General features: G+C 44.5%; 15 protein-coding genes and 1 rRNA gene. 8 read left to right on the top strand and 8 right to left on the bottom strand.

Going from position 1 to position 18,983, the window contains the following annotated elements; all coding sequences use genetic code 11:
• Positions 1-1,084: 1,084 nt before the first annotated feature.
• Positions 1,085-1,771 (bottom strand): TetR family transcriptional regulator, encoded by a 687-nt coding sequence (locus EV690_RS18625; protein ID WP_165872742.1) that lies wholly within the window; start codon positions 1,769-1,771, stop codon positions 1,085-1,087.
• A 98-nt stretch (positions 1,772-1,869) separates the two neighbouring features.
• Here EV690_RS18625 and EV690_RS11395 point away from each other — a divergent pair, with 98 nt between their 5' ends.
• The 4 genes from EV690_RS11395 (at position 1,870) to EV690_RS11380 (ending at position 7,734) form a co-directional block, all read left to right on the top strand.
• Entirely contained in the window at positions 1,870-3,060 is a 1,191-nt protein-coding gene (locus EV690_RS11395; protein ID WP_317986202.1) for an efflux RND transporter periplasmic adaptor subunit, read from the top strand.
• Between the two features lie 17 nt (positions 3,061-3,077).
• On the top strand, positions 3,078-6,200 hold the full coding sequence (locus tag EV690_RS11390) for an efflux RND transporter permease subunit (RefSeq protein ID WP_131913146.1): 3,123 nt from the start codon (positions 3,078-3,080) through the stop codon (positions 6,198-6,200).
• A gap of 185 nt (positions 6,201-6,385) precedes the next feature.
• The gene (locus tag EV690_RS11385) at positions 6,386-7,069 is read left to right on the top strand and encodes a DUF2786 domain-containing protein (RefSeq protein WP_131913145.1); all 684 of its coding nucleotides are present in this window, start codon (positions 6,386-6,388) and stop codon (positions 7,067-7,069) included.
• 104 nt (positions 7,070-7,173) lie between these two features.
• Entirely contained in the window at positions 7,174-7,734 is a 561-nt protein-coding gene (locus tag EV690_RS11380) for a DUF6933 domain-containing protein (protein WP_131913144.1), read from the top strand.
• Positions 7,735-7,747: 13 nt separating this feature from the next.
• Here the strand turns inward: EV690_RS11380 and EV690_RS11375 are convergent, their stop codons facing one another.
• The 7 genes from EV690_RS11375 to EV690_RS11345 all read right to left on the bottom strand — a co-directional run bounded on the left by EV690_RS11375 (position 7,748) and on the right by EV690_RS11345 (position 15,447).
• Positions 7,748-8,206, bottom strand: a complete 459-nt coding sequence (locus EV690_RS11375; protein ID WP_131913143.1) for a DUF2753 family protein — start codon at positions 8,204-8,206, stop codon at positions 7,748-7,750.
• 335 nt (positions 8,207-8,541) lie between these two features.
• Positions 8,542-10,623, bottom strand: a complete 2,082-nt coding sequence (gene glyS, locus EV690_RS11370; RefSeq protein WP_131913142.1) for a glycine--tRNA ligase subunit beta — start codon at positions 10,621-10,623, stop codon at positions 8,542-8,544.
• 9 nt (positions 10,624-10,632) lie between these two features.
• A complete protein-coding gene (glyQ, locus tag EV690_RS11365) occupies positions 10,633-11,538 on the bottom strand; it encodes a glycine--tRNA ligase subunit alpha (protein WP_131913141.1) in 906 nt (301 codons plus the stop codon).
• Positions 11,539-11,657: 119 nt separating this feature from the next.
• The gene (tusA, locus tag EV690_RS11360; protein WP_131913140.1) at positions 11,658-11,906 is read right to left on the bottom strand and encodes a sulfurtransferase TusA; all 249 of its coding nucleotides are present in this window, start codon (positions 11,904-11,906) and stop codon (positions 11,658-11,660) included.
• 113 nt (positions 11,907-12,019) lie between these two features.
• Positions 12,020-13,285: an ABC transporter substrate-binding protein gene (locus tag EV690_RS11355; protein WP_224054953.1), complete on the bottom strand. Its 1,266-nt coding sequence runs from the start codon at positions 13,283-13,285 to the stop codon at positions 12,020-12,022.
• A gap of 16 nt (positions 13,286-13,301) precedes the next feature.
• A complete protein-coding gene (locus tag EV690_RS11350; RefSeq protein ID WP_131913139.1) occupies positions 13,302-14,741 on the bottom strand; it encodes an ATP-binding protein in 1,440 nt (479 codons plus the stop codon).
• Complete coding sequence (locus EV690_RS11345; protein ID WP_131913138.1) at positions 14,731-15,447, bottom strand: response regulator; 717 nt, start codon at positions 15,445-15,447, stop codon at positions 14,731-14,733. The genes EV690_RS11350 and EV690_RS11345 overlap by 11 nt, the downstream gene beginning before the upstream one ends.
• 198 nt (positions 15,448-15,645) lie before the next feature.
• On the opposite strand from EV690_RS11345, the gene EV690_RS11340 reads away from it, so the two are divergent.
• From EV690_RS11340 to EV690_RS11325, 4 genes are all read left to right on the top strand, one after another.
• Positions 15,646-16,938, top strand: coding sequence for a M24 family metallopeptidase (locus tag EV690_RS11340; protein ID WP_131913137.1), 1,293 nt, complete (start codon positions 15,646-15,648; stop codon positions 16,936-16,938).
• Between the two features lie 38 nt (positions 16,939-16,976).
• Positions 16,977-17,603 (top strand): YigZ family protein, encoded by a 627-nt coding sequence (locus tag EV690_RS11335; RefSeq protein WP_131913136.1) that lies wholly within the window; start codon positions 16,977-16,979, stop codon positions 17,601-17,603.
• Positions 17,604-17,605: 2 nt separating this feature from the next.
• Positions 17,606-18,124: a menaquinone-dependent protoporphyrinogen IX dehydrogenase gene (hemG, locus tag EV690_RS11330; protein WP_131913135.1), complete on the top strand. Its 519-nt coding sequence runs from the start codon at positions 17,606-17,608 to the stop codon at positions 18,122-18,124.
• Between the two features lie 594 nt (positions 18,125-18,718).
• Positions 18,719-18,983 (top strand): 16S ribosomal RNA (locus tag EV690_RS11325); the annotation flags it as partial.

The following is an 18,983-nucleotide window of genomic DNA, read 5'->3' as shown; positions in this document are numbered from 1 at the left end:
TCGTATAAATTACACTTTTTAAAAAAGTCAATATGTATTTTTGTGATATATTTCAAATAAATAAGATTAAAAATAAAAAATTAAAGGTGATGTAAGTCACATATTTGTATATTTATATATTTTTTTAAAAAAATAGCGTGATTCATATCACACTAAATGATTATTGATTGATTTGTCTTTAATGGGGGGCGAAATTTATCGATAATTTTAATTATTACGGCATAAAAAATATATTTTATTTGTTAACTAATTATTTTAATTCACTATTTTTAATTCTGTCTGAATTAGGTTTTTATTGATCATTAATTTTATTTTTAATAAATAAACAAGTTATTCGTGGAGGGTTTCATTAAATTATTTAACTACTGCTATTGTTCCTTTTCGATGATATTCAATATTGTTGATTATGCTTTTGGTCCATCTGATTGGTTTGATTTTATTGAATTTAATTTGAATTAATTTAAATCGGGTGGCGTTGATTTGCATGTCCTCATTGAATATGGATGCTAAATAACTGTTCCTGAATATAGATCATTGGCGTGTAGTAAAAAGAAGGGAACTTGGTAGCGCTTAGGTGACCTGATCTGTTGCCAAACATACAAATCCACAATCGCGACCAAGTTCCTATGATTCTAAACATGACCTGACCGTTGAGAGCGACGACGTCTTGCTACCAAGATCTATAAAACTAAAGATAGAGACTATTGCTGCCGCTTGAATGGCATATTGCTTTTCTCACCAGGGCATTCCGTGACAACAGTATCGAAGCTTTTGGCGATTGAGGTTAATCGGACATTCAGGCTTAGAGTTCATTTATCAACCATTCGGCGATGGCCACGGAACACAAAAATGAGGCATCATTAGAGTCAGTTAGTGAGGGATAAATTGAATTGTATCGAGCGGAAAGACAAAGCTGTTTCATTTGGATGGGGGTTCTCTAACGCAGCTGTAAATTTTTTATCAAGCCTTGTCCCTGTAGGGATGCCAATGTATTTACATTATTTGAATATGCAATAAGTGATTAAAGCGAGTAGTATAATAATGGCCGTCTTGCGACTGATAGAGGCGGCCATTATTAATAATTTCAGAGGATAGCGCTTGGCTGCGAGAGCATGTTAAAGAGTGAGTGGATGATATCTTTACAAGTTTGTACTTTTTTTTGCGCATCTGCTGCTGATTGCGCCTGAATTATTCGCAAATTGCAGCCATTAACCGTTGTTGCAATCAAATTTGCAGTAATTTTAGCATCAAGACTTTTTGCGAGCTGACCTTGGGCAACCGCATTTTTAACAGAATTTTCAAGATCGGTTAAGAATTCTTCGTATTTTAATTGAGTATGGCGGCAGATTTCAGTGATATCTTGACTGGCGTTGTCTAAGCTAAACAATATAAAAAATAGTTGGCGTTGTGCTTGATTCGTGGCCATGTCTTCAAACAATGTTGTAAATAGAGACCTTAACTTATTTATGGGATTAGGTTCATCTGCGTTAATACTGGCATCGAGCAAATTGCTCAAGGGCTCGCAAAATTCATCCCATAGATTAATGAAAAGTTCATTTTTGTTTTTGAAATGCCAATAAATTGCACCTCGAGTTACACCAGCTGCCGTCGCAATGTCTGTGAGGCTTGTTTTAGTTATGCCATGTTCACCAAATAGTTCTAGTGCAGTATCAAGAATGACTTGACGAGTTTTTTGGGCATCTTCTTTTGTTCTTCTCGCCATAATAGCTGTTCTCTTTAAAAATTTTTTTAAAAAATGATTTACATACATTCACGAATGTATGTAAATTACTACAAGATTGACTCATATGCCAATATAATTGGTCATATATTTTGTGGTTGGCAATGACAGGGGCTCAGATATTCATGTTGCACAAAACTATAATTGTTCGTTCTTTAGGATTAGCGCTCGCTGCTAGTCTATTTCTGACAGGATGCGGGGATAATAAATCCGAGCAAGCTAGCGCGCATCAAGGGGCTGCGCAGGCGATTCCTGTAAATACGGTGACTATTTCGGCTAAACCCATTCAATTAACAACTGAATTATCTGGGCGAGTCAAAGCATTTCGTGTTGCACAAGTGCGTCCGCAGGTCAGTGGTATTATTCTTAAACGCTACTTTACAGAAGGCAGTAATGTTAAGGCTGGCGAGCTGCTGTATCAGATTGATCCTGCGACCTACCAGGCCGATGTTGATAATGCACGGGCCAATTTAGCGGAAGCGAAAGCGAATGCACACAGTGCTGGACTCAAAGCAAAACGCTATGCCAAGTTGATAAAAACCAATGCGATTAGTGAGCAGGATTATGATGATGCGCAGGCCACTTGGAAACAACAACAAGCCGCCATTGAAGCTGCTCAAGCGAGTTTAGAAGAAGCCCAAATTAATTTAAAACGAACTAAAATTACAGCGCCTATTTCTGGACGTATTGGGGTTTCTGATGTCAGTGAAGGTGCTTTGGTAACGGCGAATCAAACTGGCGTTATGGCAACGATTCAACAGTTAGATCCAGTTTATGTAGATGTTCAACAGTCAACTGAGGCTCTCTTGCGCCAAAAACGCGAAATTGCCAATGGGTCATTGAATATCAACGATGACAATAGTGCCAATGTCCATTTTATTCTGGATGATAATTCTACCTACCAATTCCCTGGGCGACTGCAATTTTCTGATGTGACAGTTGATCCGTCGACTGGGATGGTCGATCAGCGCATTATTGCGCGTAATCCACAGCATTTGTTGTTGCCAGGGATGTTTATTCGGGCTGTGCTTCACGAAGGAACTCGTAAAAATGCTATTTTAGTTCCACAAAAAGCCGTGAGTCATAATCCGCGTGGCGAAGCTGAAGTGATGCTCGTTAACGCTGATGATCAAATTCAGCCGAAGATCATCAAAACTGAGCGTGCAATTGGTCAAGATTGGTTAGTTAGCTCAGGCCTGAAAGTTGGGGATAAAGTTGTTGTTGCTGGGCTACAAAACATTCGTCAAGGGAGTAAAGTCCAACCGAATGATGTGACAGCCAATTATCAAGATAGCTCAGATCAAACTCAGAATCAGTAAGATGGAGCAACGGATTCATGGCTAAGTTTTTTATTGACCGACCCATTTTTGCATGGGTCATCGCCTTGGTGATTATGCTCGCCGGGGCATTATCTATTTTTAATCTTCCGATTGCGCAATATCCTCAGATTGCCCCACCAGCGGTAGACATTAGTGCAAACTATCCTGGTGCTTCGGCTAAGACTGTTGAAAATGCAGTAACGCAGGTTATTGAAGAGAACATGACAGGACTGGATAACTATATGTACATGTCCTCGACCAGTGACTCTTCAGGGCACGTTTCCATTACCGTAACATTCAAACCAGGCACTGACCCGGATGTTGCGCAGATGCAAGTAACGAACAAACTGGATCAGGTTAAATCGAAACTGCCAAGCATCGTTCAGCAGAGTGGGATTGATGTTCAGAAAACGACTAGCAGTTTCTTAATGATTGTTGGTTTTCTTTCTCCTGACGGCAGTATGAACAGAAATGATCTGTCCGATTACATCGACTCTCATGTGAAAGATCCAATTAGCCGTATTAACGGAGTCGGCCAGATTCAGGTGTTTGGTAGCCCTTATGCTATGCGTATTTGGCTGAATCCGACTAAGTTGCGTCAGTTCTCGATGACACCAGCAGATGTTGAAGCGGCGATTAAAGCGCAAAATGCTCAGGTTTCTTTCGGTAGTCTTGGTGGGGCTCCCGCGGTGAAAGGGCAGCAGTACTCTGTGACGATTGAAGGCCGTGGGCGATTGAATACGGTTAAGCAGTTCGAAAATATCCTGCTGCGTGTTAACCAAGATGGTTCCCGGGTTTACTTAAAAAATGTGGCACGGGTGGCTCTGGGGAGCGAAAATTACGACTTCAGTTCGTTTTATAACAACAAACCTGCTACCGGGATCGCGATTAAACTGGCAACGGGGGCCAACGCTCTACAAACATCGAAAGATGTGAAAGCGAAAATCAAAGAGCTTTCGCAATTCTTCCCAGAAGGAATGAAAGTAGTTTATCCTTTTGATACCACGCCATTTATTCAGATATCAATTGATGAAGTGGTCCATACATTGATCGAAGCGATTGTGTTGGTCTTCTTTGTGATGCTGCTGTTCTTGCAGAATATTCGGGCAACATTGATTCCGACCATTGCTGTTCCTGTGGTGCTATTAGGGACCTTTGGGGTGATGAATGCGGTGGGCTTTTCGATCAACACATTAACGATGTTTGGGTTGGTGCTTGCTATCGGCCTGTTGGTTGATGATGCGATTGTGGTGGTCGAAAACGTCGAGAGGATTATGGTCGATGAGGGGCTAACCCCCTATGAAGCGACGAAGAAATCGATGGGGCAGATCACTAGTGCTCTAGTCGGGATTGCATTGGTTCTATCCGCGGTGTTTATTCCTATGGCCTTCTTTGGTGGGTCAACTGGGGCTATTTACAGGCAGTTCTCCATTACCATTGTATCGGCTATGGCGTTATCGGTGCTGGTGGCATTGATTTTAACGCCAGCACTTTGTGCCACCATTTTGAAAAAACCAGATTCTAAGCATGAGAATAAAAAAGGGTTCTTTGGGTGGTTTAACCGGTTCTTTGATGCCTCTGCTGAACGATACAAAAATGGGGTTCGTCGAGTTGTTCATCAGCGTTTTCGTTATTTGCTGGTTTACGTTGTGATCGTTGCTGGCTTGGCATTTTTATTTGTACGGATGCCAACCTCATTTATTCCTGAAGAAGACCAAGGCGTCTTGTTGGCGATGGTGCAATTGCCTCCAAGTGCATCTAAACAGCGTACCAATAAAGTTTTAAAAGATCTGACCAATTACTTTTTGACTAAAGAAAAGGACACTGTCTCTTCTGTGATGGATGTGACCGGATTTAGTTTCGCGGGTCGTGGTCAGAATGTTGGGATGGCATTTATTAAACTGAAAAACTGGAGTTTGCGTGAAAATGCGCGCGGCAATATTAACGCGATCATTGGTCGGGCAATGGGGTATTTGTCGACAATAAAAGATGCTCGGGCATTTGTCTTTAATATTCCAGCGATGCCTGCACTGGGTACCGCAACTGGGTTTGACTTCTATCTCCAGGACCGTGGTAATTTGGGGCATGCCGCACTGATGAAAGCACGTAACCAGATGCTAGGTATGGCTGCGCAAAACCCAGAGTTAGTGAGGGTTCGTCCAAACGGCTTAAGTGATGCGCCAGAGTTTGATTTAGAGATTAACTATGCAAAAGCAATGGCACATGGCGTGTCGATCTCAGCCATCAATCAGACCCTTTCAAGTGCATGGGCATCGGATTATACGGATGACTTTATTCACGGTGACCGAGTGAAAAAAGTCTATGTACAAGGGGACGATAAATATCGTATGAACCCAAGTGATCTCGACCATTGGTATGTACGCAATAAAGATGGTCAGATGGTTTCATTTGCTACCTTTGCTACAGGGAAATGGGGGTACGGCTCACCGGCGTTGCAACGTTATAATGGTGTGAGTGCTGTCGAGATTGTCGGTGAACCCGCACCAGGCTATAGCTCCGGTCAAGCGATGAAGCAGATTACCGAGATGGCGAAAAAACTGCCGAAAGGGATCAGCTTAGCATGGACAGGGTTATCCTATCAGGAACGCCAGTCTGGTTCACAGGCGCCTGCACTGTATGCCATTTCGCTGCTGGTTGTGTTCTTGTGTCTGGCTGCATTATATGAAAGCTGGAGTATTCCGTTCTCAGTCATGTTGGTGGTCCCACTTGGGGTCTTCGGTGCAATTGTCGCCGCAACGCTACGCGGGCTCGATAACGATGTCTACTTCCAAGTCGGGCTGTTGACCACCATTGGTCTGTCGGCGAAAAATGCGATTTTGATTGTTGAGTTTGCCAAAGAGCTTTACGACAAGGGCAATAGTTTGCTGGATTCGGTGCTTGAAGCGTGCCGGATGCGTCTGCGGCCTATTTTGATGACCTCATTGGCCTTTATCCTCGGGGTATTACCACTTGCAATCAGTTCAGGCGCTGGGGCTGCTAGCCGCCATGATATTGGGACGGGGGTAATTGGTGGGATGATTAGTGCCACGATCTTGGCGATTTTCTTCGTGCCATTATTCTTTGTCGTTGTGGTCCGATATTTCACCAAATATCGCAAGGATGAAGAAAACGACATTTAGTCACTGACTATCTCTGAATCCACAAGAGGCCAGATTAATTCTGGCCTCTTTTTATTGTGCCAATCGGTTTTGGGGTTTAAGCTCCGCCACAGTTATATTAAAATGGCTAATTCGTAGCCGGATGCTCGTTTCGCACGTTGAGTGCTTTTTGGACAGTGCTTATTCATTCAGCCTCTGGAGGTGTCATGTCAGATCTGCGGCAAAAAGCATTGCAGAAAATTGCAAAATGTCTGGAGTTAGGACAATCTGCCAATGTTCATGAGGCTGCGCAAGCGATTCGCATGGCCGAACGGTTGATGCACAAGCATGGCCTGGAGCAGGCAGACATTGATTTTATTCGGATGGGAATCACCCGAGCGAAGCAACTGTTGCCAGCCCAGCCAGGGCAAAATATTTTGCGGATTATTCGTGGAATTAATGCTCGGTTTGGTGTGGAAGCCGTGCTGGTCGATCATAAAGGGCTCAAGCGGCTTGAGTTCGTTGGTGATGCGGATAAAGCGGTGTTTGCTGGGTTTGCCTTTGATATTCTTTATCGCGAGATGCATCAGCAGATCGGTTCTTTTCGAACAGGTTTAAGCGGTAACGGTTTATCACAGCATGAACAAAATCGGCGTGTTGCCTCATTTACGGCCGGTTGGTTGGAAGGGGCATTAGAAAAATTGCCCAACTTAGCGGGTGAGCATTCCGATTCTTTAGATGATTATCTTGACCAGCAATTTGCTAATCTGGATAGAAAAACCTTTAAAGAACAGCTCAAAAAATCAATGGCACAGCTGACGCCTGATTTTGAATCGGGTTTGAAAAAAGGGAAGCGTGTGAGCGTTAATCGTCCAGTTAGTGGTAAATCAACTCCTCGTCAGCTTTCTTAAAGCAAGTTTTACTTCTGATTTCCTTCGCCAGAGGGCGATTTTTGAGTTCTTGGCACTGCTTTTGCAAAATTCTGATTATTGTTGCAATGACAGAGTTTTGACACATGATCCAGTTACAATTATCGACTACGGTTCACCCGGCTTTGACACATAGTGATGTGGACTCGTATGACTCTTTTCGCTGGGAATGGTCTGGTCATCAGTTCACCATCGCTCAACAGGAATGCCTGCTGTTGATGGAACAGCAAAGTGGTTATGTAATGCTGTTTTTTGATTTGACCGGGCCAGACTATGCCACTTTTTTGCGAGTTTGGCAGCGGCGATTGTTGGCTGAAGTGCTGACTGTGTCGGATTTAGATCCGCTGAGTCAGAGTCGCTTACAGTTTGAACTGCTAGAGCGCTGTGACCAGCTTCATATTGGTAGACGGAAAACGCTGATTTCAGAGACGATGCAAACTGCTGTGACAGGCGTTCAATTGTTGGCAAGGCATCATCAATGTTTGCCAGAAAATGAGTCTGATGAGTTCCGCTGGGGGGTTATCCTCAATCAAGCCCGGTCTTTTCAGGGTAGGACAGCGTATCAACATTTTACTGACAATTGCCAATTATGGGTGGATCATATCTATGCGACTGACGAATCTACCCAAGCTATCGTGTGGCACTGACTAGGAAGGGATATTAGCCTCTGACATTTATTTGATCTGTTGTTTGCTCAATATCGTCTTCTAACTGCTTTAGCGATTGTTTGAGTGACTCTATTGCTTGATCTTTTTGCTCTCTAATAAATTGCTCGAGCGATTGGCGTAGTGTTTGTAACACATTGTTTAGTGTGATCTGAGATTGCAAGGAAAGCTCATCAAAGTAGCACGAGTAATTAAGCGCTAACTGAAGATAACGCAGTTGTTCTTCTTCGGATGACTGAATATACCAGAAACGAAAGAGGTTCAGGCATGAGCGAAGATAAATCGTTATCATCTCTGCGCGTTTAGCTTCGGGGGTTTGCTCAGTCATCCCTTCCATCCAATAACGCGCCTGTTCCAGAGCTGCCAGATAGTGAACTAACGCAATTCCAGGCTGATCTTGTTGCAGCGATTGTTCACCAGCTTGCGTTCGATGATGCCAAACAGAATAACTCATCGCTATTCAACTCCTTAATCGACAGATAGCTTCAGGGGGCACTGGTTTAAATTTCCTCCTACTGTTTTGACAATGTATGCTCAATTGAGATCTCATGGCTTTAAAGGTTAATTTAGCTGTTAGCTGTTGATTTTATCGAATAATATTCACAAAATTTAATTTGTTAGCAATAGCTATAAACCTAGATAAGCTCTCCAAAGGGATCATTATTATAGCATATAATCCTGTTAGGCTAGCTGGAAAAGCCTGAATCGTGATTTTTTTGATAAAAAAATTAAAAAGGATGCCAAATGGCATCCTTTGTTTTGTCATCGCATTGAGCGAGCGGTAAGAAGTTAGTTCTGAATTAGCGAAATGTCAGCCACTTTCAGGAATAATTCCCGGAGTTTCGCCAGCAATGCAAGACGGTTGGCTGCCAATTTTGGATCATCGGCCATCACCATTACTTTGACAAAGAATTCATCAACGGGTTCTCTCAGACTTGCAAGCTCTGTTAGCGCTTGCGTGTAGTTGCCTTGTTCAAATAATGGGGCTAGTTGCTGACTTAGCTCATTAATATGCTCGGCAAGTTGACGTTCTTCGCTGTCGACAAACAGGCTTTCATCTAAAGCTGGGGCAATTTGTGCCTCATTTTTAGTTAAAATATTTGCTACCCGTTTGTTGGCACTTGCCAGTGCTTGTGCCGGTTCCAGGGAACGGAAATGACTTACTGCGTTTAACCGATTGGCAATGTCAGTCGGTGCACTTGGATGGCGAGCTAACACTGCTTGGATGACACTGATATCAACCCCTTGTTCTTGATAGAACGCGCGTAGACGAGCATAAATAAATTCCATGAGCTGTTCTACGACTTGGGCTTGTTCTTGATCGCTTAAATGAACCGGTTGGTTACGAAGGGCGTCATTAAAGAGTTCGACTAAATCCAGGGGATAATTCTGTTCGGTGATAATGCGAATAACCCCTAGTGCTGCACGGCGCAGTGCAAATGGGTCTTTATCCCCTTTAGGAGGCATTTTAATGGCGAAAATACCCGCTAGAGTGTCAATTTTGTCGGCAATCGCAACGGCAGCACCTTCTTTACTTTGTGGTAATGTATCGCCAGAAAAACGGGGCTGATAGTGCTCACCAATCGCCTGAGCGACTGTGTCAGGTTCACCATCGTGATGAGCGTAATACATGCCCATGGTGCCTTGAATGTCGGTAAATTCCATGACCATTTCACTCATCAGGTCGGTTTTACACAACAAAGCCGCACGTTTAGCTTGCTCAGCGTTGGCATCGATCTGTTTGGCTATCGTTTCAGCCAATGATGCAATGCGCTGCGATTTATCAAGTAGCGTTCCCAGTTTTTGCTGAAAGACGACATTACCCAATGATTCTAAGCGATCTTCAAGTTTGAGCTTACGGTCGGTGTGATAGAAAAATTCGGCATCGGCCAGACGAGGGCGGACGACTTTTTCGTTACCGCGAATAACCTGAATCGGATCTTTACTGACGATATTAGCAATGAAGATAAACCGAGGCAGCAGTTTGCCATTTGGGTCCAGAATAGGGAAGTATTTCTGGTTATCTTTCATCGTGTAAATGAGTGCTTCAGCTGGAACATCAAGGTATTTTTCCTCAAAGCTTCCCACCATCGCAACCGGCCATTCAACCAATGAAGTGACTTCCTCTAGCAAGTCTTCATCAATATCGGCAATGCCATTTTCACGGGCTGCTTCAGCTTCAATCTGTTCACGGATAATTGCTTTGCGTCGTTCGTAATCGACGATCACCTTACCCCGTAAATCAAGCATCTGAACATATTCATCCGCGTGAGTGAGCTGAAATTCTGCTTCCCCCATGAATCGATGGCCACGAATGGTGCGGGCTGACTCAATGCCTAATACTTCACCTTGGATCAGCTTATCACCATAGAGCATTGTAACGGTGTGAACTGGGCGAATAAACTGAGTGCTCCGGGCTCCCCAACGCATGGGTTTGGGGATTGGCAGTTTAGCCAAGGCCTCATTCACCAGATTTGGGAGCAACTGGTTAATATGTTCGCCTTTGACTTCAGCATGATACAACAGCCATTCACCTTTATCGGTTTTCAACCGTTCTGCATCGGCAACGTCGATCCCGTTCGAGCGAGCCCAACCCAGAGCTGCTTTCGTTGGATTGCCTTCGCTATCAAATGCTGATTTGATAGCAGGGCCGCGTTTTTCAACAGTTTTATCCGGAGCTTGCTCGGTCAGCTCATTGATCACGATTGCTAACCGTCGCGGGGCGCCATACCACTTGATCTGACCGAATGCTAGGTCAGCTTCACTTAGTGCTTTTTGCACATTGTCGGCAAATGCCTGTGCTAACTGCCGTAATGCTTTAGGAGGCAGTTCTTCTGTGCCGATTTCAACTAATAAACTATTGGTACTCATAACTGCCTCTTAACCTTGTTCTTTACACAGTGGAAAGCCTAGCGCTTCGCGTGCGGCATAAAAGCTTTGTGCAACAGCTTTGGCCAGAGTACGGATCCGCAAAATATATCGCTGGCGTTCGGTGACCGAAATGGCATGGCGGGCATCCAATAGGTTAAATGCGTGCGATGCTTTCATCACTTGTTCGTAGGCAGGCAGTGGCAAGTTTGCTTCAATGAGGCTCTGACTATCTTTTTCGCACTGATCAAATTGGCGAAATAATGCATTCACATCTGCATGTTCAAAGTTGTAAGCTGATTGTTCAACTTCGTTTTGATGGAATACATCCCCGTAGGTAACTTTACCCATTGGGCCATCAGTCCATACCAAGTCATAAATACTATCAACTTCCTGGATGTACATGGCCAAGCGTTCAAGACCATAGGTGATTTCACCTGTAACTGGCGAGCATTCTAAGCCACCGACTTGTTGAAAATAGGTAAATTGGGTGACTTCCATCCCGTTGAGCCAGATTTCCCAGCCTAATCCCCAAGCCCCCAATGTGGGTGATTCCCAGTTGTCCTCAACAAACCGGATATCGTGGACTTCTGGGTTAATTCCTAATTCCACCAAGGAGCCAAGATACAGTTCCTGAATATTATCTGGTGATGGTTTTAAGGCAACCTGGAACTGGTAATAGTGTTGTAATCGGTTTGGATTTTCTCCATAGCGCCCATCGGTTGGACGACGGCAGGGTTGAATGTATGCACTGCTCATGGGTTCAGGGCCAATTGAGCGTAAAAATGTTTGCGGATGGAAGGTCCCTGCTCCGACTTCCATATCTAAGGGCTGAACGATGACACAGCCTTGGCGAGCCCAGTAATCCTGGAGCGCCAGAATCAATCCCTGAAATGTTTTGATATCATATTTTTGCATGTCGATTAATCGCGCGATGTTAGAAGTTCAAGCTGCTTTGAAACTAGCCAAGTATACACAGCTGATGGCGGGGTCGATACAGTGACTACGGAAAACCATAATTTTAGCCAACAGCGGCTTTAATTAAGCCCTTTTTGGATCAGGTATTCGTAGGGCTGGTATTCTGTTTGACTGGCCAACAGCGTATGGTCCATAAACCGACAAAAACTAGGAATGTCACGAGTGGTCGACGGGTCATCAGCGAGCACTTTTAGTCGCTGTCCATCGTTCAATGAACGAATCGTCTTACGCACCATCATCACTGGCTCAGGGCATCGAAGACCGCGTGCGTCGAGTAATTTTGTGGCATCATTTGTTGATGTGGTCATGTTCGTTATCAAATTTGTTATATATAGCAAAAAGGCATTGTACCGATTTGGCGTTCATTGACAATGAATTGACCATCGGTGCGCCACTATTCTACTAGAAATCGCCCGCTCTTTTAACTAGCCGCTAAGATTGCTCGCATTAATTTTTCACTGGCCTTTTTGGGAGAAGCATTCGGCGTGTTAAAAAAATTGGTGACCACATCTAAAATCGCACCTTGAACATAGTTCGTTGTTGCCATGCCATGGGCGATGCTGGGAACTGCAGTATGGTCTTTCAGACTCTGTTTAAATGCTTTTTCGCTTTTAAGAGCACAGCTATCAAATCCGGTCAGTTTAATATCACTGCGAACTGGAATGGAGCCTTTTATTTGATTAAAACGGGTCTGCAATTGTGGGCTCATGATGGTGTGTGCTAATAATTGCTGTGCTTTAATATCATTGGGTTCCGTTAACTGAAACATCGCGAAGCTATCTACTGAGTAGATAAATTCGTGAGCAGTTCCTGGGACGGGAACACAGCGAATATCTTTGCCTACTTTTTTATGGGCTAGTAAAAACTCGCCGTTGGCCCAATCGCCGATAATTTGCATCGCTGCCTGATTATGAATGACTTCAGCGGTGGCCTGATTCCAGCTTTGATGATTATTGGGATGGACAATGTAGGGGTGCATTTTTTGTAGAATTGCAAAAGAGCGCACCATCGCAGGGCTAGTGAGCACTTTTGGAATATGCTCAATAAAGGCTTGTCGATAACCTTTCGCTCCGAGTTGCGACAGCGCAATGCTTTCAAATACGGTGGTGGTTTGCCAGTCTTGGTTACCCTGCGCTAGTACTGGATATCCTGCTCGTTTGATTTTTTCTGCAGTGGCAAAAAATTGTTTCCAGGTTTTGGGAATTTTGGCATGTGCTTTGGCAAAGATTGCACTATTGATCCACAGCCAGTTGATGCGGTGGATATTCACGGGAACAGCTACATAGTGGCCGTGATATTTCATGTCTTGATTAATCAGCGGTGGGATCAGTTTATCCCAATGTTGCGCTTTTGCTACACCATCCAGATTGGTTAAAAATCCTAGCGAAGCCCATTCTTGTAATGCCGGCCCTTTAATTTGTGCTGCTGCCGGAGGATTGCCTGAGATAGCCCGTGATTTGAGTACCGTCATGGCGTTTTCTCCCGCGCCGCCAGGGACGGCAAAGTCCTGCCAATGCACACCTTGAGCTTCCATCATCTGCTTAATGACTTGCACTGCTTTGGCTTCACTGCCTGATGTCCACCAGTGTAGTACTTCCACAGATTGTGAAGGCTGGCCTAGCGCGCTGGTCGACCAGAAGGCACTGAGCACGCATGCAATAACAAATTCTTTTAAGTGGGCAATCACATTGGTTTTCCTCTTGTTAGCGAATATGTGGAAGTTCTAAGATCACTTTAAGGCCTCGTGTTGGGAGGTTTTCTAAAGTAATTTCACCACCGTGAGCATGGGCGATATTGCGAGCGATGCCTAGCCCAAGTCCGTTACCACTGGTGGTTTTATCCAGCCGGACGTAGGGAGAAAATATATCTTTATGTAAATTGGTCGGTATGCCAGGCCCCTGATCAATAAAATTTAAACGAAGTAATGGCTCGCTGTCTTCAATCACGACAGTTAAATGTTGGCCATACTTGATCGCGTTATCGACAATATTGCCAATACAACGTTTGATCGCCAGCGGCTTACCTCGGTAACGGCGCATTGGCGCGCCTTGAAACTCAATGTTATCGGCGTAACTCTCACAGATGATTTTTAACAGTGCATGAATATCGATATCCTGTAGATTTTCATGAATATCGGTGTCTTTAACCGTTTGCAGAGCCCCTTTGGCCATAATCTCTAATTCATCAAGATCGCGATTAAATGTTGCGATGAGTTTTTCATCCTCGAGTAACTCGGTCCGCAGACGCAATCGGGTAATGGGTGTTTTTAAATCATGAGAGATAGAGCGAAACAACTGTTCACGGTCATCAATGTAGCGCTTGAGTTTCTCTTGCATGGTGTTGAATGCGCGGGTTGCTCGCACTAGCTCAATGCTACCTTCTTCTTTAAGTGGTGGCTGATAGAGATTAAGGGCTAGCTGTGATGCTGCACTGGCGAGTCGGTTCAACGGGCGAGTCTGGCGACGAACTAAAACAAAGGTAAAAATGCATAAAAACGAAGTAGTGAGCACTAAATTGAGGAGCTGCCGTGGTGGAATGCTGGGTTCATCCAGCATCATATACGGTGCGGGAAGCAGTGCCGCTAGATAGATCCATTCGTGTGGTTTGAGTTCAATCTGTGTGACTAAAATAGGCGGATTGAGGGGTTCCATGGTTAGCGTGTAATGGGCCCAAGAGCGGGGAAGATCGGTCATCAAAGTATGGTTATTGAGCACTTTTAAGGTACTGGCTGCTGAAAAATTAGTGACGATTTTATCGAGATGACCCAACTGTTGATGCAAAATATCATTGACTTCGTTGACGACTAGCTGTTTACGCGAGCTCGGGGGAATGGACTCAATATTGATTTTTTCGCGGTTCAGCGAGACAAAAAAACGGGTTCCCCCCATATTGCGCAGCTGGTTAAGTACAATATGGCGATAACGTAGCGGCAATGATTCAAAAAACCGAACGGTTGAAGACAAATTCATTGCTAGGTTTTTTGATGTGGCTATTAATCCTTCATTTTCGGTCTGTTCAAACCGATAGGACCAGAATAGGTTACTGATCCCTTGAGCCAGAGCGATCCCCAATAACAACAGAATTAGCATGCGTGACAGGAGTGATGTTGGGGTGAGTCGTTGACGCCACTGTCTAATATTCATAGCTAACCTGAGCCACTAAGGTATAGCCGCTGCCGCGGATGGTTTTAATGATCCGCTTACTTTTACTGTTATCTCCAAGCCGTTGGCGCAACCGACTAATCTGTACATCTATACCGCGTTCTAAAGGTAATATTTCGCGGCCTCGAGTCGCATCACTGATCATATCGCGATTTAGAATTTCATTCGGATGTTGCAAAAAGAGCTGTAATAAGCGGTAATCCCCTCCCGAAAGCTCCAGAGGTTTGCCATTATTATCCAGCAAGCTTTGTGTCTGAGTATCTAGACGCCACTGATTAAAGCGAATAAAGCGGGCCGGCTGCTGCGCCTGATGAGTGACCTCTGAACGTCGCAGCAGGGCTTTAATACGTGCTAGAAGTTCCCGTGGGCTAAAAGGTTTCGCAATGTAATCGTCGGCCCCGAGCTCTAAACCAACGACTTTATCCATTTCATCTGAGTTGGCTGTGAGCATAATGATAGGGACAGTTGAATCTTGACGGATTTTGCGACATAACGTAAACCCATCATCCCCAGGCAACATAATATCTAAAATAATCAGATCGGGTTCCTGGCCTGCCAGCAACTTCAGCATCTGTTCACCTTCGGCTGCGGTAATCACTACAAAACCTGATTTGCTTAGATACTGTTCCAAGAGATTGAGGATCTCTTGATCATCATCGACAACTAAAATCTGCTTTTTTCTAGTCATAGTCCTTCATTCATTAATTGCCCTGTCCAGTCTTGGTGATTGTATCATGCCCGGTTGATTTGTTGAGTTTGTGAACGCCAAATCTTGAACTGCCGTCAATTATTCAGTTTGTTTGATTCACCTACCATAATTGCGATGGATTTATCTATATTTATAAAGAGATGCTCAAGCCAAAGCATCGGTGACTAACGGAGAGCGATGATGGATAGATCCAATGACGCGGTTTTATATCACAGCCACATTGAGCAACTATGTCAGCGTAGCCGAGCGCTTTTACAGGCGATGCAAGAGCAGTTTTTAGTGATTCATGCTGGCCATGCTTTGCATCAGATTTTTGCCGAACAGTCATTGCCGTTTGTCCCGAGTGCGTTGTTTCGTCAATGGTTGGCAATCGGTGAAAGCGAGCACGCTTGGATTATTACCTCAGGTGATGCGCCTGCTCAGCTGTTTTTACTTCAGGAGCATTTCAATCCGGCCTGGCAACAGAGCAGCTGGTGGCCTCTTTTTCAGGTGACATTGCTGCGCTCTGCTCACGAGATAGAACGTTATCTTCCGCACCCTTTGCGCCATAGTATTTATTTGGGACCGCATCCGGATATTGCTAAGGCGCTGGGGTTTGAGCTGATCAATCCAGAATTAGCGATTCACTATTTTCAGTACCACCGCGCGACTAAAACGGACTATGAGTTATTTTGTCTGCGTCAGGCGGGTACGCTTGCCCAGCGCGGGCTACAACAAGTCCATGATCGTTTTTATCAAGGCGCGAGTGGGTTAGATATTTACTTGGGATATTTAAAAGCCATTGGCTGCGCATACCTAAACGATCCCGTACAGGTGGCTTTTAACGAACAGATCGGTCAGCTTTCACCTATGCGTATGAGCGCTCAGTTGCTACCAGAAAAGGATAGCTATTCGTTATGGTTTAATGCCACCGCTGAGTTTCGTGGCTATCGCGTTAAAATTGGCCGCTGTTTTGGTTTTCGCCGTGATTACTATCAGCAGTTGGTCGCATCTTTAGAACAATTGTTACTGGGGTTGACTGAGGAGTTGCATCAAGGTCGTCCCCTGAGTGATATCAGCCGCCGTTATCGACATCATTTAGCTAAGTGGCTGGTTCACTGGGAACTGGTTCAAGGGAGTATTCAGCAGTGCTTGCACAGTGGTTTGCTGGATATCCTCTGTCCACAACCGGTTTGTGAATTTGTCGGACTCAGTATTAATGAGCCGGGTGCCCAGCTTAGTGACCCAACGGGAAGCGATATAATGGCACAAATGGGTGAAAAAGATATCCGTACCCTTGATGCAAGGCAGGTCATTGCTTTTAATATAGGTATTTTTGTGAATCCAAATCGACTGGAATTTTTGAAAAAATCATCGTGGGTTGATTTGATCAATTGGTCACAAATCGATATGTTGCAGCATTACGGCGGCATTACTATGACTGATACAGGCATAGTGACCAGTGATGGCATAGAGCGGATCACCGCGTAAGCCGCTCTTTTTGGCTTGTTTTAATATAGAAGTGTATCATGAGCAGTCCGTTTAATGTGCCTGTTGCTGAGGTCGAATCTTCTCAACTTATCAAGAAAAGTCGGTTTATCACCCATTTATTACCAGTGACTGACCGAGAACATGCCTTTTCTCAAATTGAACAGCTGCGTCAGCAATATCCTGACGCTCGTCACCATTGTTGGGCTTTTATCGCGGGTGCTCCAGATGATACTCAAGTATTGGGCTTTAGTGATGATGGTGAACCTAATGGAACTGCCGGCAAGCCGATTCTTGCGCAATTACAAGGCAGTGGTTTAGGGTATGTGCTAGCAGTGGTTATCCGCTATTTTGGCGGAATTAAACTTGGAACAGGTGGTCTCGTGCGGGCTTACGGCAGTAGTGTGGCCCAGGCATTAGCTATAGTAGAGACTCATCCCTATATCGCCAAAACCACTTTATCGATGGAATTTGGGTTTGATGCTTTAGGCGAGGCCAATCAGCTTTTTACTCGTTTCAATGTGATTCAGCAAACGATTGATTATAACGAAAGCGTTTGTGTTACCGTTGAGTTACCTGCGCAGCATCGTCAGCAATTCATGGATGCGCTCACTAATGCCTGTCGTGGTCAAGTCGAATTTCAGATGCCGCTACAAGATAAAGGATAGAAATGACTATTTTAATAGGCTATTCAAGCTGTGATGGTCAAGCTCGCAAAATTGCTCAGCATATTGCTAAAGAGCAAACTGAAGCCGTCGAGTTGCGCGATCTGTCACAAACCGATCAATGGCCTGATCCAAAAGATTTCTCAAAAGTATTAATTGGCGCATCGATCCGCTACGGTAAGTTTCGCCCGGTTGTTCATCAATATGTTGAGCACTTTGTTGATGCGCTCGGTTCTCGCCCTAATGCTTTTTTTGGCGTGTGCTTGACGGCTCGCAAGCCGGGTAAAGATGACCCGCAAGTGAACGTTTATATGCGTAAATTTATGCAGCGTCATCAATGGCAGCCTCAATGCAAAGCTATGTTCGCAGGCGCTCTGCGCTATTCGCGATATAACTGGTGGCAAACCCGACTGATCCAATTCATTATGAAGATCACTGGGGGCAGTACCGATACGAGTCAGGATATTGAATTTACAGACTGGGATAAGGTTGCCGATTTTGCGCAGAAGTTTCGTGAACTGTAATCGTGTTTTTAGTTTTGTAAGTTGTTTAAACACTCAAAGCAGTTTAAAGATTCTTGCCTGCTCAGTTAACAGATTCGCCAAATAGTGAGATGGTTTGAAAAACTTACTCAGAGAAATTTTGGCAATAATCAATATAGTGGTAGATAAGTGCGAGATGGTGGTTTTTGCAACAAATTTACGGTGATATATGCTAACTTTTCACCATATTGCTGGCTTTGTGAGCAAACGCATGGTTTTCTTGTAAAAATATCGTTTTTTTCACAAAAACCGCTTGCGTAAAACTGCCGTATCCCTATAATGCACCACCACTGACACGGCACACCGCTTCAACGGTTGCTCTATCAGGGTTTCAGCCGGGTTTATCGCGGCAGAAACGGAAAGCAAAAAACGAAAATAATCGTTGACAGGCTTTCCGCTGATGCGTAAGATGCGCATCCGCTTCAACGGCAAAGTGCTGATGAAGCAACGTTCTTTAACAATCTATCAAGCAATCTGTGTGGGCACTCACAGAAGATGATTTGCAAAATGATTTAATCATCGACTGTTAGTGACTAACACTTGTCAATTATTAACAGAATTCGATGAGCATGATTTGAATTGAAGAGTTTGATCATGGCTCAGATTGAACGCTGGCGGCAGGCCTAACACATGCAAGTCGAGCGGTAACAGAGAGAAGCTTGCTTCTCTGCTGACGAGCGGCGGACGGGTGAGTAATGCTTGGGGAGCTGCCTGATAGCGGGGGACAACCACTGGAAACGGTGGCTAATACCGCATAATGTCTACGGACCAAAGCAGGGGATCTTTCGGGACCTTGCGCTATCAGATGCACCCAAGTGAGATTAGTTAGTTGGTGGGGTAA

Source organism: Celerinatantimonas diazotrophica, from assembly GCF_004339545.1.
In the GTDB taxonomy this organism is placed as follows: domain Bacteria; phylum Pseudomonadota; class Gammaproteobacteria; order Enterobacterales; family Celerinatantimonadaceae; genus Celerinatantimonas; species Celerinatantimonas diazotrophica.
The sequence above is the reverse complement of the archived record's forward strand: the minus strand, read 5'-3'. Positions and strand labels throughout refer to the sequence as shown.

Coding starts and splice junctions, on each gene's coding strand:
- EV690_RS18625 (WP_165872742.1), bottom strand. CDS start 1,771: ATGTATGTAAATCATTTTTTAAAAAAATTTTTAAAGAGAACAGCTATT.
- EV690_RS11390 (WP_131913146.1), top strand. CDS start 3,078: ATGGCTAAGTTTTTTATTGACCGACCCATTTTTGCATGGGTCATCGCC.
- EV690_RS11385 (WP_131913145.1), top strand. CDS start 6,386: ATGTCAGATCTGCGGCAAAAAGCATTGCAGAAAATTGCAAAATGTCTG.
- EV690_RS11380 (WP_131913144.1), top strand. CDS start 7,174: ATGATCCAGTTACAATTATCGACTACGGTTCACCCGGCTTTGACACAT.
- EV690_RS11375 (WP_131913143.1), bottom strand. CDS start 8,206: ATGAGTTATTCTGTTTGGCATCATCGAACGCAAGCTGGTGAACAATCG.
- glyS (WP_131913142.1), bottom strand. CDS start 10,623: ATGAGTACCAATAGTTTATTAGTTGAAATCGGCACAGAAGAACTGCCT.
- glyQ (WP_131913141.1), bottom strand. CDS start 11,538: ATGCAAAAATATGATATCAAAACATTTCAGGGATTGATTCTGGCGCTC.
- tusA (WP_131913140.1), bottom strand. CDS start 11,906: ATGACCACATCAACAAATGATGCCACAAAATTACTCGACGCACGCGGT.
- EV690_RS11350 (WP_131913139.1), bottom strand. CDS start 14,741: ATGAATATTAGACAGTGGCGTCAACGACTCACCCCAACATCACTCCTG.
- EV690_RS11345 (WP_131913138.1), bottom strand. CDS start 15,447: ATGACTAGAAAAAAGCAGATTTTAGTTGTCGATGATGATCAAGAGATC.
- EV690_RS11340 (WP_131913137.1), top strand. CDS start 15,646: ATGATGGATAGATCCAATGACGCGGTTTTATATCACAGCCACATTGAG.
- EV690_RS11335 (WP_131913136.1), top strand. CDS start 16,977: ATGAGCAGTCCGTTTAATGTGCCTGTTGCTGAGGTCGAATCTTCTCAA.
- hemG (WP_131913135.1), top strand. CDS start 17,606: ATGACTATTTTAATAGGCTATTCAAGCTGTGATGGTCAAGCTCGCAAA.